This is a genomic window from Olleya sp. AS48, from assembly GCF_038900355.1.
Taxonomy (GTDB): Bacteria; Bacteroidota; Bacteroidia; order Flavobacteriales; family Flavobacteriaceae; genus Olleya.
Window position 1 is genome coordinate 471291 of the sequence record NZ_JBBMRD010000001.1, and the last position, 25862, is coordinate 497152.

The 25862-nt window shown below is 32.7% G+C and carries 28 protein-coding genes and 1 pseudogene; 1 reads left to right on the forward strand and 28 read right to left on the reverse strand.

What is annotated here, in order from left to right; genetic code table 11:
• Positions 1-2 precede the first annotated feature (2 nt).
• The 17 genes from egtB to nfsB (WNY60_RS02315) all read right to left on the reverse strand — a co-directional run bounded on the left by egtB (position 3) and on the right by nfsB (WNY60_RS02315) (position 16220).
• Positions 3-1151 (reverse strand): ergothioneine biosynthesis protein EgtB, encoded by a 1149-nt coding sequence (egtB, locus tag WNY60_RS02235; protein WP_342861354.1) that lies wholly within the window; start codon positions 1149-1151, stop codon positions 3-5.
• A gap of 197 nt (positions 1152-1348) precedes the next feature.
• A complete protein-coding gene (locus WNY60_RS02240; protein WP_342861355.1) occupies positions 1349-2200 on the reverse strand; it encodes an SDR family oxidoreductase in 852 nt (283 codons plus the stop codon).
• 92 nt (positions 2201-2292) lie between these two features.
• Entirely contained in the window at positions 2293-2670 is a 378-nt protein-coding gene (locus tag WNY60_RS02245) for a nuclear transport factor 2 family protein (protein WP_339807759.1), read from the reverse strand.
• Between the two features lie 7 nt (positions 2671-2677).
• Positions 2678-2875, reverse strand: a complete 198-nt coding sequence (locus WNY60_RS02250; protein WP_339807758.1) for a hypothetical protein — start codon at positions 2873-2875, stop codon at positions 2678-2680.
• 82 nt (positions 2876-2957) lie between these two features.
• On the reverse strand, positions 2958-3845 hold the full coding sequence (locus tag WNY60_RS02255) for a nuclear transport factor 2 family protein (RefSeq protein WP_342861356.1): 888 nt from the start codon (positions 3843-3845) through the stop codon (positions 2958-2960).
• 102 nt (positions 3846-3947) lie between these two features.
• Positions 3948-4829 carry a helix-turn-helix domain-containing protein gene (locus tag WNY60_RS02260; protein ID WP_339807756.1) on the reverse strand — a complete coding sequence of 294 codons (882 nt, stop codon included), beginning with the start codon at positions 4827-4829 and terminating at the stop codon, positions 3948-3950.
• Positions 4829-6721 carry a monovalent cation:proton antiporter-2 (CPA2) family protein gene (locus tag WNY60_RS02265; protein WP_342861357.1) on the reverse strand — a complete coding sequence of 631 codons (1893 nt, stop codon included), beginning with the start codon at positions 6719-6721 and terminating at the stop codon, positions 4829-4831. The genes WNY60_RS02260 and WNY60_RS02265 overlap by 1 nt, the downstream gene beginning before the upstream one ends.
• 3 nt (positions 6722-6724) lie before the next feature.
• On the reverse strand, positions 6725-7321 hold the full coding sequence (locus WNY60_RS02270; protein ID WP_339807754.1) for an NAD(P)H-dependent oxidoreductase: 597 nt from the start codon (positions 7319-7321) through the stop codon (positions 6725-6727).
• A gap of 43 nt (positions 7322-7364) precedes the next feature.
• On the reverse strand, positions 7365-7985 hold the full coding sequence (locus WNY60_RS02275) for a MarC family protein (protein ID WP_339807753.1): 621 nt from the start codon (positions 7983-7985) through the stop codon (positions 7365-7367).
• Between the two features lie 181 nt (positions 7986-8166).
• Positions 8167-9657 carry an aldehyde dehydrogenase family protein gene (locus WNY60_RS02280; RefSeq protein WP_342861359.1) on the reverse strand — a complete coding sequence of 497 codons (1491 nt, stop codon included), beginning with the start codon at positions 9655-9657 and terminating at the stop codon, positions 8167-8169.
• 25 nt (positions 9658-9682) lie between these two features.
• Positions 9683-9907 carry a zinc-binding dehydrogenase gene (locus WNY60_RS02285; RefSeq protein ID WP_342861360.1) on the reverse strand — a complete coding sequence of 75 codons (225 nt, stop codon included), beginning with the start codon at positions 9905-9907 and terminating at the stop codon, positions 9683-9685.
• Between the two features lie 2 nt (positions 9908-9909).
• Positions 9910-10620: an NADP-dependent oxidoreductase gene (locus tag WNY60_RS02290; protein WP_342861361.1), complete on the reverse strand. Its 711-nt coding sequence runs from the start codon at positions 10618-10620 to the stop codon at positions 9910-9912.
• A gap of 19 nt (positions 10621-10639) precedes the next feature.
• Positions 10640-12211, reverse strand: a complete 1572-nt coding sequence (locus tag WNY60_RS02295; protein WP_342861363.1) for a carboxymuconolactone decarboxylase family protein — start codon at positions 12209-12211, stop codon at positions 10640-10642.
• A 7-nt stretch (positions 12212-12218) separates the two neighbouring features.
• Complete coding sequence (gene budA, locus WNY60_RS02300) at positions 12219-13076, reverse strand: acetolactate decarboxylase (RefSeq protein ID WP_342861364.1); 858 nt, start codon at positions 13074-13076, stop codon at positions 12219-12221.
• Between the two features lie 32 nt (positions 13077-13108).
• Positions 13109-13732 carry an antibiotic biosynthesis monooxygenase gene (locus WNY60_RS02305; protein WP_342861365.1) on the reverse strand — a complete coding sequence of 208 codons (624 nt, stop codon included), beginning with the start codon at positions 13730-13732 and terminating at the stop codon, positions 13109-13111.
• A 29-nt stretch (positions 13733-13761) separates the two neighbouring features.
• Entirely contained in the window at positions 13762-15543 is a 1782-nt protein-coding gene (locus WNY60_RS02310) for an alpha/beta fold hydrolase (protein WP_342861366.1), read from the reverse strand.
• A 23-nt stretch (positions 15544-15566) separates the two neighbouring features.
• Positions 15567-16220 (reverse strand): oxygen-insensitive NAD(P)H nitroreductase, encoded by a 654-nt coding sequence (gene nfsB / locus WNY60_RS02315; protein WP_342861367.1) that lies wholly within the window; start codon positions 16218-16220, stop codon positions 15567-15569.
• Between the two features lie 225 nt (positions 16221-16445).
• Here nfsB (WNY60_RS02315) and WNY60_RS02320 point away from each other — a divergent pair, with 225 nt between their 5' ends.
• The gene (locus tag WNY60_RS02320) at positions 16446-16829 is read left to right on the forward strand and encodes a helix-turn-helix domain-containing protein (protein WP_342861368.1); all 384 of its coding nucleotides are present in this window, start codon (positions 16446-16448) and stop codon (positions 16827-16829) included.
• A gap of 53 nt (positions 16830-16882) precedes the next feature.
• Here the strand turns inward: WNY60_RS02320 and WNY60_RS02325 are convergent, their stop codons facing one another.
• The 11 genes and pseudogenes from WNY60_RS02325 to WNY60_RS02375 form a co-directional block, all read right to left on the reverse strand.
• On the reverse strand, positions 16883-17674 hold the full coding sequence (locus WNY60_RS02325; RefSeq protein ID WP_342861369.1) for an SDR family NAD(P)-dependent oxidoreductase: 792 nt from the start codon (positions 17672-17674) through the stop codon (positions 16883-16885).
• Between the two features lie 136 nt (positions 17675-17810).
• Complete coding sequence (locus WNY60_RS02330) at positions 17811-18773, reverse strand: 2OG-Fe(II) oxygenase (protein WP_342861370.1); 963 nt, start codon at positions 18771-18773, stop codon at positions 17811-17813.
• 204 nt (positions 18774-18977) lie between these two features.
• Entirely contained in the window at positions 18978-19961 is a 984-nt protein-coding gene (locus WNY60_RS02335) for a zinc-dependent alcohol dehydrogenase family protein (protein WP_342861371.1), read from the reverse strand.
• A 39-nt stretch (positions 19962-20000) separates the two neighbouring features.
• The gene (locus WNY60_RS02340; RefSeq protein ID WP_339807740.1) at positions 20001-20846 is read right to left on the reverse strand and encodes an enoyl-CoA hydratase/isomerase family protein; all 846 of its coding nucleotides are present in this window, start codon (positions 20844-20846) and stop codon (positions 20001-20003) included.
• Between the two features lie 133 nt (positions 20847-20979).
• The gene (locus WNY60_RS02345; RefSeq protein WP_342861372.1) at positions 20980-21843 is read right to left on the reverse strand and encodes an AraC family transcriptional regulator; all 864 of its coding nucleotides are present in this window, start codon (positions 21841-21843) and stop codon (positions 20980-20982) included.
• Between the two features lie 114 nt (positions 21844-21957).
• Positions 21958-22797, reverse strand: a complete 840-nt coding sequence (locus WNY60_RS02350; RefSeq protein ID WP_342861373.1) for a DUF4437 domain-containing protein — start codon at positions 22795-22797, stop codon at positions 21958-21960.
• Positions 22798-22831: 34 nt separating this feature from the next.
• The gene (locus WNY60_RS02355; protein WP_342861374.1) at positions 22832-23305 is read right to left on the reverse strand and encodes a cupin domain-containing protein; all 474 of its coding nucleotides are present in this window, start codon (positions 23303-23305) and stop codon (positions 22832-22834) included.
• A gap of 20 nt (positions 23306-23325) precedes the next feature.
• Positions 23326-24333: a zinc-binding alcohol dehydrogenase family protein gene (locus tag WNY60_RS02360; RefSeq protein WP_342861375.1), complete on the reverse strand. Its 1008-nt coding sequence runs from the start codon at positions 24331-24333 to the stop codon at positions 23326-23328.
• A 21-nt stretch (positions 24334-24354) separates the two neighbouring features.
• Positions 24355-25014 carry an oxygen-insensitive NAD(P)H nitroreductase gene (gene nfsB / locus WNY60_RS02365; protein WP_342861376.1) on the reverse strand — a complete coding sequence of 220 codons (660 nt, stop codon included), beginning with the start codon at positions 25012-25014 and terminating at the stop codon, positions 24355-24357.
• A 218-nt stretch (positions 25015-25232) separates the two neighbouring features.
• A pseudogene (locus WNY60_RS02370) lies at positions 25233-25508 on the reverse strand (alpha-ketoglutarate-dependent dioxygenase AlkB); the annotation flags it as partial.
• Positions 25509-25520: 12 nt separating this feature from the next.
• Positions 25521-25862, reverse strand: coding sequence for a hypothetical protein (locus tag WNY60_RS02375; protein WP_342861377.1), 342 nt, complete (start codon positions 25860-25862; stop codon positions 25521-25523).

Below are 25862 nucleotides of genomic sequence, written 5' to 3' on the forward strand. Positions count from 1 at the left end.
TATTATTTTACTAATCTAATTCCTGTGTATTGCCAACGCTCTAGTGGGTTGAAAAAATTTCTGTACGTATTCCTACTATGGTTTTGAGATGTCGCTACAGATGCGCCACGTAATACCATTTTGTTACTCATAAATTTTCCGTTATACTCACCTACTGCTCCATTTGCTTTTTCAAAATTAGGATATGGTAAATAGGCACTTGCTGTCCATTCCCAACGTTTTCCCCATTGCAATGTGTTAGACGCTACTTCCCATTCAAACTCTGTTGGTAATCGCATCCCTTTCCATTCTGCGTAAGCATTAGCTTCATAAAAATTAATGTGACTTAAAATAGCATTTTTGTCTACTGGTTGTAAACCTGCTAAGGTATAGTAATGCCAAATTTCATCTATTTTAAACCAATATAAAGGTGCGTTTATGTTGTTTTTGTTTACCCAAGACCAACCTTCATCTAACCAAAGGTTAAAATCAGAATAACCTCCAGCTTCCATAAATGCTATATAATCACCATTTGTGACTAAAAAATTATTTATTTCAAAATCATTAATAAACACTTTGTGCACTCCTAGTTCGTTATCATAACAAAAATCCTCTCCGTTGTAACCAACTTGGTAGATTCCTTCATTAATTTTGGTTGTGTCCAAAGCTATATTATGATCTTTTAAAAGATTATAATCTTTTTTATAAACCGGAAATAGTGGATTGTGACCAAACATATATTTTACATCAGTAATCAGTAATTCTTGATGTTGCTGCTCATGATTTAATCCTAAAACAATTAAATCTTTTAATTCCTTACTAGAATTTTGATCTAAAAGTTTTAATACATTTTTATCTACATAACTCCTGTAATCTAAAATATCGCTAGTAACTGGTCTAGACATATTACCTCGATTAGACTGCAAAATACGTGTACCTAATGTATTGTAATAACTATTAAATAAAAAGCCATAATTAGCGTCAAACGTTTTATAATTGGGTAAAAAAGGTTTTAAAATAAACTCTTCAAAAAACCAAGTCGTATGTGCTAAGTGCCATTTTGGAGGACTAGCAAATGCTGCAACTTGAATTGAATAGTCTTCAACATTTAAATGACTACAAAACGATACTGTTTGCGATCTGACCTGTGTGAAATGTGCTTTAATACTCATATATATTTAATACATCATGATGTTTTGAATTGTGCTTTTGGTGACTACGTATATTTTAAATTACTGATTTAAAATCTTACCATGATACTCAAATTTAAATAAAATGATTGTAACAGACTATTTATAGTATGGACATTATGGCTTATTAACTGTGCTTAAGTCGACTTTAGCGTTATTACTTACACAATATTTGAATTTTAACTATTATATTTAAACGCTTTAATTATGGAAAGTATAGATTTATGTGGTCTTCCGGAAACTGTAGCGTAATCTGAAGACACGTTGTAAGCATCATTTAATATGCCTTCATAAATTCCTGCAATAACAATTCCCATAAAGTTTCCTAATGCTGCTTTTCTTTCTTTAGCATAATCTTCAACTGTAACAGAGTTAAACAAAAGATTAGTGCCATAAACTTGGTTAATATATGATGCCAATTGATTTTGTGTGATAGCCTCTCCAACAAGATTGTAAATTTTATTATTATGTTTGTCTTGGGTTAACATTTTTGCATAAGCAAACCCTAGCTCATCTCTACTGGTATACGTGCACTTACCAGACGCTGCACAATTAGTAATTTTGCCTTCTTTTACATAAGTATCGATATACTCTAAATCTGGCTCAATGTAAATTCCGTTTCTACCAATAACCCATTCCAAACCTGAGTTTTGCACGTCTTTTTCTGTTTGTCTATTGGTTTGTACGATAGGACTAAAAGCATTTCCAGTTTCTGCACCAACAATACTTGTATAAACAATTTTTTTAACACCATTTTGCTTTGCTGCTTCAATAACATTTTGGTGCTGAATTATACGTTTTTCTGGTGCATCCATACCAGAAACTAGCAATAAAACATCTATACCTTTTAACGCATTTACAAACTGTTTTTGATTGTTGTAATCGCCTTCTCTGATTGGTACATCTAAAAATTTTGCTTTTTCTGGTGTTCTAGCAATACCTACAATATTGTCCTTTCCTATTAATTGAATAAGATTTTTAATTATTGAAGTCCCTAATTTACCACTTGCGCTTGTTACTGCTATTTTCATTATACATTTATTTTGCTAACACTTTCTACTATTTTACTACTTAAAATAATAATTACGTGGTAATTGTAAGGTTTTAAAACTACTTTTAAATATTAGTACATGGTATTATTGTGAGCCGATGTTTTTGGTATTTGCTGAATGCTATCCCAATGCTCCACAATTTTTCCTTCAGCATTAAATCTAAAAAAATCCATAGTGACGTATTGGTCATTATCTGGCCAAATTTGATGCGTATGTAAAGCTACTAAATCCCCTTCAGCAACACTTCTGACAAAATCCATAGACTTTACAGGATATTCTTTTTGCATGCGATTAAAATAATCAATAAATGCTTGAGGTCCATCTGCAACCATAGGATTATGTTGTATATACTGTTCTCCAACATACAGTTCTACTGCTTTTGTTGGATTGCCTTCATAGGCCATTTTATAGAAAGCAATAGCATTCTCTTTGTTTTTTTGAATATCCATAAGTTATTTAGTTTTTAAATTTTAATGCTTCTATCTCTTTTTGCAAAGCTTCTGCTTTATCCTTAAATTTTTGCATAGCTTTTTTAAGTTGTTCTATTTTTTTTAAAGCATCTTCATCTTGAACTGCTTCATACACTTCAACAGTGTTTTTAACTTTATATTTTGCTTTTGCACCACAAGTTGGGCATGTTTTTATGTCTGACATATTGTTAATTATTTAAAATAAAAAAGGCTACATCTTGTAGCCTTTTCTGCTATTAATTAAAAATTTAAAAAGGAATGAATTATTAATTAGGGAAATTAAATTTACCATTTGTATTTTTTCTATTTGCTTCTGGAATAATAGTTTCCATTACGTCCCAATGTTCTGCAATTTTACCATCTTCTACTCTAAATAAATCATAATATGAGGTTGGTTGATTTGCAAATTTACCTTCGCTTATGGTTAATACAAAATTACCTTCGCCTAATACTTTATGCACTGTATCAAACTCCATTCTAACACCTTGTTTGGCCATAACTTCTAGAGCTTTACCTAAACCTGATAGACCATCTGCAATGTTGGGATTGTGTTGTATATACTGGTCTCCATTAAAATACCCTTGTAATTTTTCCATTTTACCATTTACTAAAATATCGTTTACAAAGTTAGAAACTGTTGTCTTGTTTGCTTGTGTTTTTTCTAAATCTGTAATACTTTTTGTTCCATCTGTTTGAGAATGACCACTTGGGTTTAAGTCTGCAACTGGAATTAAATTATCCCAATGCTCTACAATTAATCCATTTTCAAATCTAAAAATATCAAACCCTACTTTTGGTCCAAAAAAATCGTAAACGGTTTGTGTAAATACATAATCTCCATCTTGAAAAGCTCTTATTGTATTTACTTTAAAACCATCTTTTGGAGCCAACTGTAATAAAGCTCCAAACCCATCTAAACCATCTCCAACAGATAGATTGTGTTGTGTATATTTTTTTGGGTTTATATAAGAAATTGCTTTTTTGTCTCCTGTTTCAATACTTTTTAATACAGCTATAGTTTTTTCTTTATTTGATAATTTTGTGATTGTTTTCATTTTAGCTTCCTTTTTAAAAGTTGCTTTTGTTGTTTCTTTTTCCGACTTGCAAGACGCTAAAGTTAGTATTAGCGATAATGCGATAAGATAATTCTTCATTTTAATTTATGTATGTTTTTTGTGAGTACAAAATTAAAATAGAACCCTTAGTAACTAAAGATAAATATGTGCTTAAAAATGGTAAATATAGAACCTTAAATACTAATTTAGTTCTTTTTTGAATTGATTTGGGGTGAATCCTGTATTCTTTTTAAAGTATTTAACAAAATTTGTAGGTTCTTCAAAACCTAAGGCATAGGCTAATTCTGTACTTTTTATTTCTGAATTTACAAGTTGTCGTTTTGCTTCTAACACTATAAATTCATCTATAAATTGTTTTACTGTAATTGAAAGAGTTTCTTTACAAATAGAGTTTAAGTGCTTGTAAGTTATATTTAGTTTTTGTGCATAAAAGTTGGCATTTCTACTAGTAATATAATGCGTTTCTAGTAAAGCCTTAAACGCTAAAAAAGTATTAATTTGTTTTGATGGTTTTAAATGAAAAGTTTGATGCTGTTTTAAGCGTTCTAATTTTGAAAAAATTATAGAATGTAAGGATTTATATGTGTTTTCTTGATTATAATCTTCTTTCTGACTGTTATATTCTTCAAATAATAATTCGAAATAATGAATAACATTAGAGTTTTTTGGCACTTGAATAATTGGAGAAAACAAATGTGCATTAAACAATCTAATTAATTCGTTTTTTGGTAATGCATTTATTTGTTTTTTTAGATAATCTTCTGTGAATAATAAAATATAGCCTTTTAAATTTTCGGTAAACTGAAACGCATTAATTTGACCTTTAGATATATGAATAATGGTATTTTGCTTTACCGAATGCCATACAAAATCTACCAATTGCTTGCTTTCACCTTCAGTATATAATACAATCATATTAAAAGCAACTTGATGTGCTTTTTCCGGATGATGATCTACAGCGTTATCCTTTCTAATAGCAAGACTTTCAATAGATAAAATTTCAATTCCACTATTATTTGGCTTTTGAGAATTAAAAACAATTTGAGGAATATCCTTTGGCATTACATTTTAGTATTAAAATTTTCTAATGCTTTTCTAATATGTTCGCTGTCCCAATGGTTATCAAAATCTACAATACCTCTTTTAAAATCTGCATCTAACAATTCTTCTTGTTCTTTAAGCTCTTTTCTTGCTTTAAATATATAATCTTCATCACGTTTAGGTCCTTTTGCTAAGCGCCTTAAACTGGTTTCGTCGTATTTAATAAAGTTTTTAACCTGTCTGTTAAGGGTGTATTTTCTAAATCCTAGCTTATGCAATACATCACTAGCTAATGATAAAGAAGTGTCCAGCGATTCTCTATAAAAATTTTCTAGTCCAAGGTTTAACAATTCGTACGCATCTTCTCTATTTTTAGTCCGAATCATGAGTTGTATATGTGGATATTTTTCGTTTACAATTTTACTAATAGCTTTAGTTACACTTAATTTGTTGGTAGCAATAATTAATATTTTGGCCTCTGCAATTCCTGCCGATTCTAATAAATCTAAACGTGTTGCATCGCCATAATACACTTCAAATCCCATTTTACGTAAAAAATCAACACGATTTGAATCCTGATCTAATACGGTAGCTTCCACACCATGAGACCTTAAAAAGCGACCAACTGTACTTCCAAAATTACCAAACCCAACTAAAATAATTTTTTGAGATTTTGCAATATGGTCCATAGGTCGTTTAATTGATTCTTTAGTACCTACTTTTGGGAGTATAAAGCGCTCATTAATTATACTTAAAATTGGTGTTAATGCCATACTTAGAGCTGTAATAACTAATAGCATATCCATTTGTTGTTGCTCCAAAATATTAAGACCAAAAGCAAAAGATAACAATACAAAAGCAAATTCTCCAACTTGTGCTAAACTGAAAGTTAATAGTAATTTTTGATCTATTTTTAGATTAAAAACACGACCAGTAATAAATAAAACGACTGCTTTTAATACCACAATTGCTATTAAAACGCCTCCAATAGTAAGCGGACTTTTTGCTATTAGTATAAAATTAATAGAAGCTCCAACTGCCATAAAAAACAAACCTAACAGTAAGTTTTTAAAAGGTTCTAATGTACTTTCTAATTCATGTTTAAACTCACTGTTAGATAGTACAACTCCACCTAAAAAAGCACCTAAAGCAGGACTAATACCTACTAATTCCATAATAAAAGATATACCAAAAACAATTAGGAATGCTGCAGCTATAAGTAATTCTCTTACCTCTGTTTTAGCAACTTTTCTTAACATTGGCACAATTATATAGCGTCCTAAAGCAATAATAACAACTACCGATAGAATAATAGCTATTGTTTGCAAACCAAGTGGTAAACTCTCTATTAGACTTAAAGATTCACTGTGATTATTGGTTTGTGCTTCTGTTTTAGAATTAGACAATAAAGGCATTGCACCAATCATAAAAATCACGATTATATCTTGAAATAATAAAATAGAGAATGCCGAAGTCCCAAAGGTCGTATCCATCAAGCCTTTTTCTTTTATAGTTTGCATAGCAATAGCTGTGGACGATAATGCTACAGCCATAGCAATTACTAATGCGACTTCCCATTCATATCCCAAAAAGGTGAATAGTAAATGGGTTAATAACATGGTACCACCTACTTGTATTCCTCCCATTCCGAGTATGGTTTTACGCATATTCCAGAAGTTTTTAGGTTCAATTTCTAACCCAATAAGAAATAGCATCATTACGACACCAAATTCTGCGAAATGCAAAATATCTTGACCTTCTTCACCAATAAAACCTAATACATAAGGTCCCATTAATACACCTGCTAATAAATAACCAATAACAGAACTTAATCCTAATCGTTTGGCAATAGACACGCATATAATTGCTCCTGCTAAAAACACTATGGCTTCAAAAAGTAAACTTCCAGTCATATTTTAAATGATTTTAAGTTGTGGAATGTCGTTAATAAATGATTTTTTCTCAAAATCGTTTATAGTTAAATCGGCTTGAAGCAAATCGATTAATTTACCATAATTAATTTTGTAATCATTTAATTTTTCATCGGAAAGATTATGAGTTCCCATTACTGCAAATGGCGGTAAATAGGACATACCACATAAATTTGCAGTTTGCTCAAAGGGTCTTAAAAATTGCTCAACCGTGAAGCTGTTATATCCTGCGGAACAATATACTTCTTTTGATCCACCAGTTGTTATGGCATTTAAACACGTTTTATTGTGCAAAGCTTTTCCTTCTGGACCATAAGCCCAATTAAATTCTAAAACCATATCAATCCATTGTTTCATTAAAGGCGGACAACTATACCAATAAAACGGATGATGCCATATAATAATATCGTGATCTTGTAAAAGTTTCTGCTCTCTTGGTACATCTATATGAAAATCGGGATACTCATCATACAAATCATGAAGCGTCACATTTTCTTTATCTTTGATATGGTTGATTAAAGCCAAATTAGCTCTAGATTTTTCAAATTTTGGATGTGCAAAAAGAATTAGAATTTTTTTCATATTTTGAAATATCTTCAATTTAGAATTATACTTTTAAAATAATTTAGGTAATTAAATTGAAAGACAACTTTATACCTTGAATAATCATACCCGTTCCTATTATAGCTATAATTAATCCCATAATTTTTCCAATAACAGAAATTACATTATTACCAAAAATTTTGACAATTATATCACTTAACCTAAAAGTGAAATAAGTTAATAAACTCATTAAACCAAAAATAGAAATCACTAAAATTATATGTATAGTTTCTACATTTGCGACAAAATTCATAGCAGTTACAATAGTTCCTGGTCCAGCTAATATTGGAATTGCTAATGGTGAAACAGCTATATTTTCATCTATATCTACATTATCTATGGTTTTTACATTGGATATTTTTGATTGTAACATATCAAAACCTATGAAAAAAATTAATATGCCTCCAGTAATTTTAAAAGCAGGAATACTAATATTAAATAACTCGAAAATATACTTACCTAAAAGTACAAAAACAGCAACTATAATAAATGCTATAAAATTTGAACGTCTGTTTATATCATGCTTTGTTTTTTTATCTGCACCTTGAGTTAAGGATAAAAAAACCGTCATGTTTGAAATTGGGTTTGTTATTGCAAAGAATGCTGTAAAAACAGCAATAGAAAAGGTAATTAGGTTATCCATGTAATATAAAATTTAATCTTGCAAGAACTTGAATTACTTCTATTTTACCAAAGTAATTTAGCGTTTTTTTTAATCTGTTAAAACTTAAAAAAGTCAACTATTTTAAAATATTTATAATATAAGAAAAGCTGAGACTAATTAAAATTAATCTCAGCATTTAAAATAAATATGATATTGTTTACTATTGAAAATCAGCTGCTTTAAAAGGATATTTCCTAGGTGTTTTTTGAATGGTTATCCAATGTGCTACGGTAAACGATTTCACGCCCCATTGTCCATTAAAACGACCTAGACCTGAGTTTTTAACTCCTCCAAATGGTGCATAGGCACTATCATTAACTGGTTGATCATTAATATGTGTCATACCAGCTTCAATACCTTGTGCAAATGCCATTCCTTTTGCTTCGTCTTGTGTAAATACAGAGCTAGATAAACCGTAATCTGTTGCATTTGCTAATCGTAGCGCATCTTCTGTATCTTTTGCTCTAGCAATAGACACTGCTGGTCCAAAAATTTCATTTTGAAATAATGGACAGTTTTCGTCTACATCTACAAAAACGTGTGGCGGCATATGTAAACCTTCAGCTTCTCCACCTAATGCCATTTTGTAACCTTGTTCTTTTGCATCGTCTATTAAGCCTTTAACAGTATCAAACTGGTTTTGATCAATAATAGGACCTACAAACGTATCCGGATCATTCATATCCAATCGTTTTAAGGTCTTAACTTTTGCTATAAACTTCTCTGTAAATTCATCATAGACTTTATCTTCAACAATAATTCTGTTGATAGCCATACAGATTTGACCTTGGTTCATAAATTTACCCCAAGCAGCAGCTTCAACCGCTTGATCTATATCAGCATCTTCTAGAACTACAAACGGACTATTACCGCCTAGTTCTAACTCGATATTTTTAATGATATCTGCTTCCAGAGCATTTTTACCAACTTGACGACCAACTGGTGTTGAGCCTGTAAACGAAATTAGTTTTGAAATAGGATGCTTTGTAATTGCCGTACCAATAGTACTTCCTCCACCTGGTAAAACGCTTAATAACCCTTTCGGGAAACCTGCCTCTTCTAAAAAAGAAGCGAAAATTAAACCACCAGTTACTATAGACGTTGATGCCGGTTTTAAGACCACAGCATTACCAACTGCTAAGGCTGGACCTAAAGTACGCGCGGTTAATTGACCCGGAAAATTCCAAGGAGAAATTAAACCAATGACTCCTAAGGGTTTTCTAACTGCAATAGATTCTTTGCCATCAATATCTTGTGGTAATATTTTACCTTCTACTTGTAATGGTAAATGCACAGCGCTTTCAAAAACACTTGCTACCAATTCTGCTTCAAAATACCCTTTTGCTAAGGTTGCTCCTACTTCTTTTCTTGCCCATTCTGCAAACTCTTGCTTTCGGTTTCTAACTACTTCGGCTAGTTTTAGCATCATTCTACTCTTTTCAGGAGGTAATACGGCTGCCCATTTTTTCTGCGCAACTGCTGCTTGTTCAAAAGCGTCATTTACATCATCCGTAGTAGCTCCATTTAAAGAGAATAACTCCTCTTGGTTCCAAGGGTTAATATCCTTGATTGCTGGTCCCTTTCCGTCTTTCCATTCACCACCAACAAATATTTTTCTCGTATAATTCGGTAATTCTTCTTGTGTTTTCATTTTCATTGTGTTTTAATAGTTGATACTAAAGTGTCACGATTACTTTACCCACTGTTCTTCCTTTTTCTACTTCGGTATGGGCAGCAGCCATATCTTCAAAAGCAAACGTCTTGTAAATGTTTGGTTTAATGCTACCGTTTTCTAACATTTCTTTTAAGGTGTTCATATCTTCAGCGCTAGAGTGTACTAAAATGTCTGAAACCGTTTTGTTCTCCTTTTTGGCTGATGCTTTTAAGTCATCTAAGTCCATACCTACTGTTTATAAGCTGTACCACCGCTTTTTAAAACTTTTACTGAATTTTCTAATACTTGACTACCTTGCGTATCTAACACAAAGTCGATATCAGATAAAATTTCTTCAAACTTTTCAGTATGATAATCAATTGCGTTATCTGCTCCAATAGAGGTAACAAATGCACTGTTTTTTGCCGAGGCAGTAGTATTTACAAAAGCTCCCATTGCTTTTGCAATTTGGATAGCAAAATGACCAACACCACCAGAACCTGCTTGTATTAGTACTTTATCACCTTTATTAATCCTTCCTTCTAAGATTTGCAATGCAGTTAAAGCAGCTAAGGTTGTAGCCGCAGCCTCTTCAAAAGAGACGTTGTCTGGCATTGTAGCTAAATGTGCTTCTGGTGCAGCAACAAATTCCGCGTAAGCGTTACCTACACCAGGAAAGTTTACCATACCAAAGACTTTGTCGCCTACTTTAAAATTGGTGACATCAGTACCAACTTCTGTTACGGTTCCTGCTATGTCCCAGCCTAAAATTACAGGTCGTTTTTCTCCGTACATCATATTCAGCATCTTATCTTGATACTTTGGTTTTACATCTGCCGGGTTTAATGAAATAGCCTTTACCGCTACTAATACTTCGTTATCTTTTATGCTTGGTTTTGCTACTTCTGCTAAATGAAGGTTTTCTGGTCCTCCTGCTTTTTCTAATATTATTGCTTTCATAGTGTGTCTATTTTTTAAATTATTTTTTATGGTAGACAACGGTAATTCCTTTGCCTTGCTTAAGTGTTAAGCGCATTTTGGTATCTGTAACTTCAATTACAAGTTCATCATACCCTAAATCCATATCTCCGATTTTGCTTGTTCTTGTGAAGAAATTATTTTTCCAATCCCAAGTTCCTGTCAAAACTTTACCTCCAAAAACTCCAAATATTTGACCATCGTGAGTAGCAACAGATTGTCCGTCTTTGTCACCATAGAAATTATCGGCAGCCAACTTTAAATATTCTTCTTTTGTGTTTATTCGTTTCCAATTTTCATCTACAGGTATGGCTTCACTAATAGTTGATGGAAGTGTGTAAGATGCTATTGAATTACTAAATAGAATTGGAGTAAATAACACATTGTTTTCTATAGTAATATCTGCTAAACCTTTCGGGAAGTTTCCAATTAATTGTCGCGTATTCTCATTTATATAAAATAAGTCACTAACCGTACCTCCTGTTACTAAAAAACCATCATTAACCCCAGTTAAACCGTCTAAAGCTCCTAGTTGATAACTGCTTTTAAACCGTTTTATCGTTTTATCTTTTAAGTTGACTTTATATAGACTGCCAAACTTATCTGGTGAAATTTCTAAAGTCAATTCTTCACCAAAATTTGCAATAACCAAGTCTTCATTTTGAATATAAAGTCCGTTTGGATGCTTAATTTCAGGGGATTGAAACCAAACCTCTAATTTGTTATTTACTAATGTGAAAATCTTACCACTTGCTATATCAGAAATAAAAACCTGTCCGTTTTTAGAAACCACGACATCATTTAATGACACAACATCTGGAGAAGTAATGCTATTTACGACTTTACCATTTTTAACATTGATAATATGAAGCTCCTTACCATCGCCAACGTATAATTTGTCTTGATATAATGCCAAGCCTGCTGGCGAATTTAAACCAGTTACCCATTTATAATTATCAACTTTTCCGTCCTTTGAAATTCTACTTATATACCCTTTGTTATTTTGATTTACGTTAGAAACATATAACCAATTCTCTGTTGGTGATGCCACAATAGACTCAGGCATAGAAAAGCCATCTAACTCCCAGTTTTTAACTAATTGCTGTGTTGTATTTATGTGATTAGATGCAGTATAGTTTGTTTCTTCTAAAACTTCCTTTAAAGTAAAAATGCCATTATTTGCAGCTGGAAAGCCCGTATACAAGCTTAACAAAATCATAGTTTCAGAAATCTCATTTGGCGTAGCCCCTAAATTTAATGCAGCCTTTATATGCGACTTTAACTGCGACTTTGCATTAGCTTGTGTAGTAAGACTAGCTATTATTAGTAATTCTTTGGTTTTAAAATCTATGCCTTTTCTGTTATAAATTTCTCCAAAACCATAGCGAATAATATAATCTGCCATATCTGGAGAGACACTTTTAAAAGCTGCTTCTAATCCTTTTGCAGCACCTTCACCATTAACCTCATTAACAATTTTTACGCCTGTTTTATAGTTGTCTTCTTTTGTGTTTTGCGCAATACCTGCAAAAGAGAAAGACAATGCTAAAACTAAAATGATGTACTTTTTCATAATCTTCTTATTTTCCGTTTTGCTTTGCTGTAGCTTTTGGAGCTGCACCTTGCTTTAACGTTTTGTTTCTGAATTTTTCAGTTTGAGGAAGCTGCAAATTGACTTGGTTTATTTCTTGAATTTCTACTTTAAGTTTATCAAACTTGATATCTTCTAAATGTCCTCCCAGTGTTATGTCTTCAGACAAAAAGTGAAAGTGCATTCCCGGTATCACTACGTTTCCAATATAATCTGGCGTAAATAAGCCAACTAAAGTTCCTTTGATATTTTCTCTAGTATACATTACTCTTGTATCTAAATATTCAAATAGAGAAACATCTTCATTTTCTACTTTATGTGCAGATGCCATTTTTAGATATCCAAACTCTCCTTTAATTCTGTAGGCATAAAAACTGTTTTTAGAAGTAGAGTATTTTTGAAGTTCTTTGTTTAGTTCTTCATAAGAGGTAATGTTTTCAACGGTTACCGTTTTTTTAGGTTGAAAATTAATCATCGTCATATTAGGCGATTCTAAATCTTCCGGAGCCTCTTTAATTCCGCCTTCAGCATCGATAGTATATACCACACCATCTACAGCAACCAGCTCACCTGCTAGGTGGTTTACGGTACCAATACCAATATTACCTTGCTGTACCATTTGTTCTGGCGTAAAATCACCTTCATATATACTATTTAACAATGCAACCGTTGGCGCATATTGATGAATGGTATTTTCTGTATGTGGTGCTAATCCGTTTTCATCCACATTGTGTGGATGCGGATGTTCGTGATCCTGCGTTTCTGTAGTTGAGACTGCTTCTTTTTTGTCCTGATTTCCGCAGCTTGCTAAAATCGCCAAGGAAACTAATAGAATTACTTTTTTCATAAGAGTGCTTTTTAGTTGATTATTAATTTCTCTTAAATTTCTTTAACGAAATTCATATACTGCTTTAAATCACCTATGACAGCTTCTTCCATTAGTTTGCCTGTTTTTACTGCATAAGGTTGATTAAAGTGAATGTCCCAAACATCAGATTCTTTTCTCCAATGTTCATAAACTGCTAGGGTACCCTTTTGATCATCTACTGTGTATAAATCAAAAAGGATGTTGCCTTCTTCCTCTTTTCTTGTGTGGGTAATGTGATCTTCAAACTGTTGGAGAAGTGCTTCTCTAAATTCAGTTTTTAGTTTAAAAATGAAGAAAATAATAAATACTTCATCTTCAGGATTTGCAGATTTAGAATGGTCTGGAAGCGGATTTGTATCGCCTAAAAAGTAGAAATCAGGAGCCGACTGTAAGGCGGTCTGTCCTACTTCCATTAACTTCTTGGTATGTGGTTCCTTATCGTGAGCTGTAATAGCAGCTTTGTCTGCCCAACGTTCGTAAACAAAAAACACATTGTCTTCTGCTTTAGACACAAATACTCTAATCTCTTTATTACCAACCTCTTTTTGTGTTGCCGCTTGTGCTTTTTTAAGCGTTGCTGCAAACGTGTCTTTGTATTCTGGTTTTGCTGTAAATTTTACTATTGTACTTTTCATAATAATGTTCTTAATAATTGAAGCACCTTTTATTTTAATGGAGTAAGTGGTACTTTTTGAATGATTGTAACCTCTTTTATTTTTGCAAATCTGTCATTTGGATTATCCTTTACAATCCAATGGTGAGAAGTAGTTGCTGTTAATTTTTGTCCCTCTTTTGTTATCCCTTTCCAAACAAAATCTACATTGACTTCATATTCATTTTCTGAAATTACTTTTACTGTAAAATTCTCTGGAAAATGACTGCTTTCCTTCAATTGCTTTGGCGTTCCGTTTAACCATTGTTCTAATTGCTCTATGGTAACAATAGGTTCGCTGTTTGTTGAAAAATTAAGTTTAAAACCATCAGCCAATACCTCTTTAAATGGCGCGACATTACCATCTAACTGTTCCATATTTAAGAGCCAGTAATGCATAAGAGATAACATTCGGTTTTCTGGATACGCATCCTCAAACGTTGGATCTTTAATCTCGCCAGTAGGGTTAATATTAATTTCTGTAAACACAGGTAAAAGCGCACCAGGAACCTCTTTTAAAAATGTGCTGTAATGCAAAGGATAACTGTCATTAGAACCGTCTGACTTTAAATTTTGATAAATAATATCAGCTTCTAAATTAATAGTACCGTTCTCTAATTTATTAACTTCTATATTTTGAATATGATGTGCATTTTTCCATCCTTTATAAACTTTTAATCTTTCAGGATAATTTTCTTTGCCTTGCATTTCTCCAGCTGCAGATTTCATTTTTATATCATCTGCTAAAATTTCTAACTGATTTTCTAGTCGCTGTTTATTTTCAATTTCACGTTCATAAAAAAGATACCAACGGTGATATTGTACGATAGCTGCGTGAATAATTTTTGTGTTTGTTTTCATAATATATTTAGTTTTAGAAATGAATTTTTTAATATCATTGGCTACTTCTTCCGGAACTTCTAATTGTGGAGAGTGCGATGCGTTTTCAATAACTACTAACTTCGCATTTGGGATTTGATCTCTGTAGTACTCTGCCACATTAAACTTTACCACTTCATCGTGTCTACCTTGCAAGACTAATGTGGGTACTTTTATAGATTGTACATCATCTTTGAGATTGAAATATTTTCCGTTTTTAATTGCAGGAATTAAAGAACCGTCAACAAAATCTTTACTGTTGTTAACCGTTTCAATCATATAATCTGCTATTGGATCTGGGAGGTCCGGTACTTTGTAAAACACACGCGAAAGCACAGCATTTAACTCTTCTTTATTCTCAATTTCTTTACCAAAACCGCTGTACACCACGTGGTCATCTATTTTAATACCCGCAGCATCAAGTAAGATCAAGTTGGTAAGGTCATTGGGATATTTAATAGCATATGCTGCAGCGGTATGTCCGCCCATTGAGTTACCAACAAGGTTAAATTGACTCACGCCAAATTTTTCTAAAAAGGACTTCAGAAAAGTTGCTTGTCCGTCTATAGAATAATCAAGTCCTTCTTTTCTTTCATTTTCACCGTGACCCGCTAAATCGGGTAGAATTAAATGATAGTCTTCTGATAAAAATTTAGCGGTTTGTAAAAAACTACTTTTATCATCTCCCATACCGTGAACAAGAACAAAGTCTGGCTTATCATCTTTTCCTTCACTTTCATAGAAATGAACAGTGTAGCCATTTATTTCAATCGTTTTTTTCTCAAGACCGGCAGCACGAGCATAACTGGCATTGGTTTGGTCTACAAGTACCTTTGGAAAAAAGAAGTATATGACCGCTACAGCAATCACTAATACTCCAATAATTCCACCAATTATTTTTAAAAGCGTCTTCATATTTTCTAGTGGTTTAAATTTGATTATAACTGAGTAATAACTGTTTCTTCAGGAAACCTTGACTTTGGTAATTTTGCATTAAAGTCACTGTCTTTTCCATAACCTAAAGACACAACTGCTAGCGCTGTGAAGCCTTTTTCGCGTAAGCCAAACTCTTCATCTAAGGCTTTTACATCTACACCTTCCATTGGGCAAGCATCAATACCTAAGGCTGCTGCACCTAATAAAAGTGCGCCCATATTTAAATACACTTGCTTCTCCATCCAGTGTGGTAAATCTTTAAGGTCATAGCGGTGAATGTTTGCAAATAGCATACGACCACCGTGCATTTGATCTTTAAACTCCTGTGCCGCAAAGCGACCATCTTGGTCTTCTTGTTCTAGAATGCTGTTCATATAATCTTCGTCTGCATCTGTACGAGCTGCAATAACAATTACGTGAGATGCATCTAAGACTTTTGGTGTATTGAATTTGAAAAATCCTTGTGTGCCTTTTGCAATTCGTTCTTTACCTTCTTGGGTATCTGCAATTAAAAAATGCCAAGGTTGTAGGTTTACGCTAGACGGACTTAAACGTAATACATCTTTTATTTGTTGAAAATCTGCATCGGATATTTTCTTAGTTGCATCAAATTCTTTTGCTGAGTAGCGGTTGTTTAATATTTCTGTTAGATTCATTTTATGATTTATTTAACTTGTTGATTATTAATACTATCAAAATTATAGTACAAATATAGATATAGAGTTGATACGTGTCAATAACGGTCACAAAGTATAGTATAAAAATTTAATCATAAATCATTGTAATACAGCACAATAAGTAATAATATTTTTACTATAAAAAGTATAGTTGCATACTATAGTAAAGCTTTATATCTTTGTCAGACATTTAATATTTAAGAAATGGACAGAAAAGAACTGTTTGAAAAGAAACCAAAAATTAAAATCAATGATAAAATATCATTTTGCCCAACAAGCGCAGCAATGGAATTAATTGGCGGTAAATGGAAGAGTGTCATACTAACTCATTTAATAGGCGATAAAAAACGCTATAATGAATTACGCAAGGAAATCCCTGGTATTACTGAGCGTACTTTAAGTTTACAGTTAAAACAATTGGAAGCTGATGGAATGGTAAACAGAAAAGTGTTTACTAAAAAACCACCTTTAAAAGTAGAATATACGCTTACAGAGTTTGGGCAAACATTGGTTCCGATTTTAAACCTAATTGTTGATTGGGGATTACACGCTGCCGAAACCAAAGGTGAGTTTTTATTTGAGGAATAGAAATAAGAAAAGGCAACCAATAGGCTACCTTTTCTATACCGAATTAAATAAACTTATATGATACTTTGGGTAATACTTAATAATTCTTCAACTTTACTATCATCATAAGCATCAGGATGTGCATTACTAAAGGCACCTTTATCATTATCAAAATACTTACCGGACTCGTTTTTATTTGCCTCAGACATGGCTAAATCATAAAGAATATCTACACCTTTTTCTGCTGGAGACCAATGTTGTCCATAAGCTTCTTTAGCCATTTTAGTATTCAATAAAGAACCAGGATTAACAGCAATTGTGGTCATATTAGGGTGTTGTTTTGCAAAATGAAAACTCCACATGGTTAATGCCAATTTACTTTGCGCGTAAGCTTCGTTAGCACTGATAGATACATCGCCTGTTAAAATACCTTTTTTAATGGTAGATTGTGCTGCAGAACTTAAATTTACTATTCTTGTATTTGTACCTTTTTCTAAAACAGGTACAATTGACTCCGTTAAAATATAAGGCGCTAAATAATTAACAGACATTCTAATATCTAATCCGTCTTTTGTTTTCTCCAAAGGTGTTTTAAGTATTCCTGCATTGTTTATTAAAATATCTAAACTTGATACTTCATTTTTAATTTGTGCTGCTAGTTGTTTTACAGCATTTAAATCTGAAAAATCGGCAACAAATCCTTTTATATTTTCGTTGTTTGAAGCTTTTTTAATTTCGGCAATAACGCTGTCTACTTTAGCTTTGCTTCTTCCATGAACATATACTTCATGGCCTTCTTTAGCTAGTTTAAGAGCAGTAAGTTTTCCTATACCGTCTGTACTTCCTGTGATTAATATGGTTTTCATTTTTGTTGTGTTTTATTGAAATGTCAATTAGAGAGAAGTTCTCGATACTATTTTTCTTCAAAAATTCTTCTGAAGAAAAATTACTCGAACTGACGTTCTGCTTTTATTGCAATGTATTCTATTTTTTTTATTCTTTTTAAAACGGTGCAGCTGTATCTTTTGGTCCATCAGGTAAGCTCCAACGTTGACGCGCTGTAACGCTTTCTAATGCAACATCTTTGATTGTATTACTGCTGATATTTCCGTAGCTACTAGTACTACCACGAGGAATTTGCATTTGATCACCGTATAACCAAACTACCAAGTTACTACGTTGTCCGCTAGTAATTGGATGTGTAGCATGTGGCACATTACCTCTGTGAAGGATTGCTTTTCCTGGTTCAAAAATGGTTTGCACTGTTTTTCCTGAAGCTTTATCATAGAAATCAACTTCTGAACCCGTAAATACTTCATCAGGTAAGTTAATATTAATATTTAAAGTAGCTGCTGAAGCATCTGTGTGTGCATGTAAATCTTTATCCTTATCTGGATTATATTGAATTGAAAAACCAAAAGTTTGGTTATCGTAACCATAAGTACCAAGCAATAAACGTGCAATTGGACGCATAAAACGATCCATCATGTCGTTATAAAAGGCTTGGAAACTTGGTGCAGCTAAATGACCTTCAGAACGCTCATCTAACATCATTCCATAACGATTTAATTGAATACCATAAGGTGCACGTTTTGGGATTTCAGAATTTACTGCATCTTCTAAATACTTACGGAATTCCGCTAAGCGTTCCACATCAAAAAACTGTGCAACATAAACACCAGGAATAATTTCTTCCCATAAATCGGCAACAGCATTTTCTTTTTCTGGGTTTTCCCAAGCGTCATTTATTGCTTTTCGCAATTTTGGATCAAGCAGCGATTCATCAGGAATTAGTAAATTGTCTTTGTTTTCCATTTCCCATGTTGCCCATGCTTCTTCCAGTAATTTTTTGTTGCTATTCCAAAAATGAGATACAGAAGGTTCACGTTTTAATGAAGCTTCACGAGTTGGTTGTGTAAGTGCACGTGCTTGTTCTAGTGCATTTGTATTTGTTATTGTTTTCATGATTTATATATTTTAAATAATAACTACTGTTATTGTAATTGTTTTAAGCAAAATTAAGGCTAAACGATAGATGGTGTTTGGTAGTAAAAATGGTAGTTTTAGTAAAAAACAAGGTTTGCAGTATGTAAATGAAAAATGCCCCTAAAAAAGAGGCATTTTAACTACTAATCAACTTAAAAGGATTTATAAAAAATCCATTTATTTTTAATGCTCTACCACTATTTTTCCAATAGCTTTTCCGCTTGCTAAATGTGCATAAGCATCTCCAACTTGTTCTAATGAAAATTGATTTTCATCTACAATTGGTGTTAAATGTCCTTCGTTTGAAATTTCAGCTAAGGTTTCCAAAATGTTTCCGTGTTTATCTCTATTAAAATTATGCAACATTGGGATTAACATAAATACTACGTGTAAGGATGCACCTTTAAAATGTAATGGTGTTAAGTCTAACTCACATAATGAAACTGTAGTAGAAATATGTCCATTTAAAGCAACTGCTTCAATAGAATTAGTAAGATTTGCACCACCAACCGTATCAAAAACCACATCAAAACCACCATTGGTATATTTTGCGGTATAATCTGCTACTTTTTCCGTTTTAAAATCGATAAAGGTTGCTCCAAATTTTTGTATAATAGCTTTTTGATTATCGCCTGTACCTGTAGCAAAAACTTCAGCACCAAAATATTTAGCCAATTGTACAGCTAAGTGTCCAACACCTCCAGAACCACCATGCACCAATACTTTCTGTCCTGCTTTTACCCCTGCTCTTGTTAAACCTTCGTAAGCAGTAATTGCTACTAGTGGTAAAGCTGCAGTTTCTCGCATGCTTAAACCGTTTGGCTTATGCGCCATTAAATTACTATCTGCAACAATATATTCGGTTAAAGTTCCTGGTAAATCTGCAAGTCCGCCAGCACAGCCATAGACTTCATCTCCAACAGCATAACCTGTTACTCCTTCTCCAACTGCTTCTACAGTTCCTGAAAAATCCATACCTAATAATGCTGGAGCAGCTGGTGATAATGGTAAATCTGATCCCATATTTTTAATCATCGTATCAATAGTATTTACGCTTGATGCTGCTATTTTTACTAATACGTGATTCGCTTTTACTTCTGGTTTTTCTATTTCTGAAACTTCGAAATTTCCGTTTTCTCCGTATTCTTTAATTAACATTGCTTTCATTTCTATTTTTCTTTTTTAATTTATAATTATTGTTTTTTATTAATTTACTGCTTGAATATCCATTACCATTTGCTCCCAATTCTTTTGATTGTTATGGTCAAATTGAGCACCATTATCATCTGCATACTGAAAACGTTTTACTGCTGGTGTTTTACTGGTTGCCTGAAATAATTGATATGCCTCTTCTTTTAGAGCGTCTTTTATTGGTAAATCTATAGATGCATATACAGCGCGCTTTGATGCTGTAATAGAATCTGCAGGAAATTTTGAAATACGTTCTGCCAAAGCATCCACATAAGGACCAATTTCATCTGCATTTAAAGCTTTGTTTATGGTTCCAAATTTTTCAGCTTCGACTGCATCCCAATCTCTAGCACCTAAAATAATTTCTAATGCTTTTCCTAAACCTGCTTGTCTAGCCATACGTGATGCGCCACCACCACAAGGTAAAATACCCATACCTACTTCCATTTGCATGAATTTGGCTTTTCCTTTGGCTGCAAAACGCATATCTAAAGCCAATGCCATTTCGTGTCCACCACCACGAGCAAAACCTTCAATTTTTGCAATGGTTGCTTGTGGTACATTACTTAATCTTTCTAAAACAGCTTGTAAATCTAATAGCTGAATTTCATTTCTTGGAACAGCTTCTGTAGATAAATCTTTTAATAAATCGGTATCATAATGGCAAACCCAATATCCTGGATTAGACGATTCAAAAACTACAACTTTTACACTTCTATCGCGTTCCAATCGTAAGCAAAGACTGCTTAAATCTGCTAGCATTTCTTGTCCCTGTACGTTTACTGGTCCGAAATTAATGTCAACGGTTAATATTGCGCCTTTTTGTGTTGCAGTAAATGTTTGAAAGTTCTTGTAGTTCATGATGTTATTTTTAAATTATTGTGTGTTTATTAATTACACTGCAAATTTAAAATAGACACCAAGCTTTTATTTGGTAGAAAACAAAGTGGTATTAGTAAAAAAAGAGGTTTCTTATAAAAAACTAAGCTAAAAACTAGTTCAAACTCGCTTTAAAAGCACTTAAACTCGTGCCTTTATAGGCTTGAAACGTTTTGTTTAAATGACTAGAATCTGTAAAACCGAGTTCTGCAGCAATTTCAGAATATTGCAAATCGGTATACTTCAACCTTGTTTCTACTAATTTTAATTTATAATTAATGATGTATTTTTTTAACGACACATCAGTATGTTTTTTAAAATATTCGCTGATGTAATTATCTGCCATATGAAATTCTTCAGCTAAACTTTTAGTGGATAATACTTCAGAATTATAAATATTAGAATGAATATAATTGATGATTTGTTGAATTTTTGATGACTTTACTTCCTTTACCGAATCTGAAGTATTTATAAACTGAATATTTCTAGCTATTAAATGAAGGATTACCGATAATGAATTTTCAATAATAAAAATATCGAAAGATTGTTTGTTTAAATATTCGGTAGCCACCATATTAATTAAGGATACTAAATGCGATCTGTCTGCATCGGTTTCGAATTGCATTTCACGAAGTTCGTGACTTTCGCTATTTAGAATTTCTTCAATTTTACGAAACCAATCGTTTACTGGAAGATTGGAGTTTTGCGAACTTGTTTTTCTAAAAAAACTCTTTAAAAACTTTATAGCTACTGTAGTTGTAGCCGATTCTGCATTAACGATATAAATATCATCTGGAATAAAAACAAAGACACTATTTGGTGTGTAATTTACCGTTTTACCATTAATTTTTATGGTTCCTGTACCTTTTTCAAAATAAAGAATTTCGAAAAAACGAATAGTAGTGTATTTACAAAACTCAAAAAATGTTTGGTCTTTGTATTGCGCAATGACGATATTTTCGATAATAGTTCTTGGCATGTAAATCTTTTTTTAAAGGTACTAAATATTTAAAATAGAAGAAGCCACAACATGGTGACTTCTTCTTGCTATTAATCAATAATTAGGGATTCAACTATATTCTTAATTTATAAGTTATTTTGATATCACTTTGTAATTCCCATTGCTTCTAATGTAAAGCACTGTTTCTTTTTCTGCTGAAATGATGGAAGTAGCATTTTCTTCTGCTCCAAAATAAGATGGTGCGTTTAATTCTTTTTTATCTTCTTTTTTAGAAAACTGATGTGAAATTCCACCAGAAATTACAACTGCTCTAAAATTTGGACTTAAATTTTTAATTTTCCCATTGAAACCAGCTGGTAGTTTTAAAAGTGTAGCACGTAATTGATTTTTTTCGTGGCTTCCCCATAAAAAAGCAGTTTCTACATTACTTTTTTCTGAAATCCATTCAATATCCTTAGCGTTTAACCATACTAAATTGGTTTTATCTACATTAATTGGTCTTTCCCCATTATCAAAAGCTTCGTCTGTTGGTTGTACTAAATATGGACCTTCCTGTATATCTAAAAAAGCCATATTTTCTTCACCTTCTGCTGCAGTAATATGTGCTTCTCCTGCTGGTTGCTGCCAATAAGATCCAGCTGGTAGCCATTGCTTTTCGGCTTGTTCATCATCATTATGCAATAAACCTTTAATAACAACTCCACGATAGGTAATGTTGTGAATGTGTGGTGGCGAAGAAAACCCTTTATTGAATTTCACTAAAAAACCTGCAGGTTCGTTTTTGGTTCTGTCTCCCCAAAGTTTTCCTGCAGCTGGACTTTTGTCTCCTCGCAACGGATTTAACCAACCCCATTCTACATTATCTGCAGTTACTACTTCGTTTACAGACTTAATATTGTCTGTTTTTGGTGTTTGAGCGTTTGCAAAAATACCTGCGACTAGTGCTAATGCGATTAAAATATTTTTTTTCATGCCGTTTGATATTCAGTTTTAATACTGATCAATTTTATTTTTTCGTTTTCTTTAAATACTCTGGTAATTCTTTAGACAACCAATCCTGACGCACTGGAACATGCACATCTAAATCTACGGTTTCTTCTAAAGCCCAAAACTCATGTGGTACATTTTCAGGAAAAACAATAACTTCTCCTGCTCCAACTTCTACAAATGTTTCCTTTCCATCTATAATAGTTTTTATTTTAACCTTACCAGACATGATGTAAGTAATTTGTTCGTTTGGATGTTTATGCCAAGGAATATGCGCATCTTTTTCTAAATTAAAAATGGTCATTTGTCCTTTTTCACCATGAAACCATTTGCGTTTTATACCTTTGCCAATGGTTTCCGATGCCATATCATCAAAATTAAAATGTTGCACTTTTGATGTGGCTACAGAATCTATTGTTGTTACTTGTGCATCAGCTGTATTATTAATTATAGAAATAATTAAAGTTAATGCTACTGTTAGTATGTTTTTCATTTTTGTAAAATTTATTAAATCTAAAATCCTTCTAAAACAATTTTCCCTTTAGCTTTTCCTGTCTCTAAGAAAGCATGTGCTTTACGAAGATTTTCAGCATTTATGGTTCCGAAATTTTCACCTAAAGTAGTTTTAATGGTTCCGTTGTCAATTAATTCTGAAGCTTTGTTCAAGATATGGTGTTGCTCTATCATATCTTCCGTTTGAAACATAGCACGTGTGAACATTAATTCGATATGTGTAGAAACTGCTTTTCCTTTAAAAGGCATCACGTTTAACGATTTTGGATCGTCAATAAAACCGAATTTACCTTGAGGTTTAATCAGTTTTACAATTTCATCTACATGATGTTCTGTAGCATTTAAACTCACTACATATTCCGGAGCAGGAATGTTGTATTTTTCAAATTCTTCGCTCAATTTATTTCTGTGATTGATAACCGTATCTGCGCCTAATTCTTTTAACCAAGATGTGGTTTCTTCGCGAGAAGCAGTACCAATAATATTTAATTTTGTTAGCTTTTTAGCCAATTGAACCAATATAGAACCCACTCCACCAGCAGCACCAATTACCAAAATCGACTTGTTGGCATCATCCTTAGTAACTTGTAATCTATCAAACAACATTTCGTAAGCTGTAAGTGTGGTTAATGGTAAAGCAGCAGCTTCTGCATAAGATAAGCTTGAAGGTTTTTCACCCACAATACGCTCGTCTACAATTTGAAATTGTGCATAACTCCCTTGTCGCGTAAAATCTCCTGCATACCAAACTTCATCTCCAACATTAAACAAGGTAACGTCTTCACCAACTTCTTTTACAATACCTGTTGCATCCCAACCAATAACTTTCCAGTTGTCACCTTCTACTGGCATTCCTGCACGTACTTTGTAATCTGCTGGATTTACAGAAATCGCTTTAATTTCAACAAGAATATCTCTTCCAGTTGCTTTTGGCGTTTCTAATGTTATATCTTGTAAAGACTTTACATTCTCAATTGGTAAATTCTCTTTGTATCCTATTGCTTTCATCTTACTTAATCGTTTTTGAAATTATATTACTGTGAAAATTTCGCTTTCTGCTAATCTAGATTTTGGTGTTTTATCTGTTGAATTAAAATCAGAATCTGCTCTGTAACCTATAGAAACAGCAACTAAAGCTGTAAAACCTTTTTCTCTTAAACCAAATTCTTCATCTAATGCTTTTACGTCTATACCTTCCATTGGAGTTGCATCAATACCTAAACTAGCAACACCTAATAAAAAGCTTCCTATGTTTAAGTAAACTTGTTTTTCCATCCAGTGTTGTTGGTCTTTTAAATCGTATTTATGAATCCCTGCAAACGCTTTAACAGCTCCTAGGAATCCATTTTTTATGTCTTCACTTGGGAATCTACCATTTTTATCTTCAGTATCAGCAATATGTTGGTAATACGCATCATCTGCATCAATTTTTGAACAGAATAAAACGACTGCTGAAGCATTGGTTACTTTAGGCTCATTAAAATGAAAGAAACCTTGAGTTCCTTTTGCAATTCGTGCCTTACCTTCTGCAGTTTCTGCAACTATAAAGTGCCAAGGTTGCAAGTTTACACTCGATGGGCTCATTCTTAATAAATTTTTGACTTCTGCCATATCTGCTTCAGATATTTTTTTTGTTGAGTCAAATTCTTTAGTTGTGTATCTCCAGTTTAAAATTTCTTTTAAATTCATTTGTATGTATTTTTTATGTGTTGATTAATAATTACATTGCAAATATATATACGTATTCTCCTTTTTTTAGTGTACAAAAAAAGGTAATGCAGGTACAAAAAAAGGTTTTTTAAGGGTTTTTTCTTAAAATTTTCCTAAAACAAGTAGAAAACACTGTTTTATGACACTTAAACATACATTAACTAAACGTTAAACCTTTATTAATACAAGGCTAAAATCTAGCCAACCCATCTAAAAGTTAAGTTGACTCTCGGCTGAATTGGTTTTTTGGTTTTAGGAATTTTGTGTTTCCAGTATTGCTGAGTAGCAGCTTGCATAAGTAATAAACTACCATGAGCTAACGGAATATCGACACGGTTTAAATCTTTACGAGATACGTGTTTTAGCTGAAAAGGTCTTGTGGCTCCAAAGGTTACTGATGCGATTACTGAATTTTTGCGTTGCTCACCTTTATAATCTTGATGCCAATCTACGCTGTCTTTTCCGTCGCGATAATAATTGAGTAATCAACGTGTAAATTTGACATCGACTTCTTTTTCAATTCGGTTTTTTATTAAAAGTAAATCATTATTCCACAAATGCATTTTACTCTTAGTTTCGGCGTATGTAATATCTTTTTCAACATCGCCAAACCAAGCGGTTAATCTGGGATAATCAATTAATTTCCCATGAATAATAATTTGTTCTTGCTCCCAAGGTGTGTTTTCTAGTAAACTTTTATATAGCGTATTGCTTTCTTCTATGCTGAAGAAATTTTCGAATAAAGTAACATCTGCTTCTGGTAAATCGTATACTGTTTTACGGACTCCTTCTGTTGAAAATAAATTTGTTTGATTAAATAAGTCCAT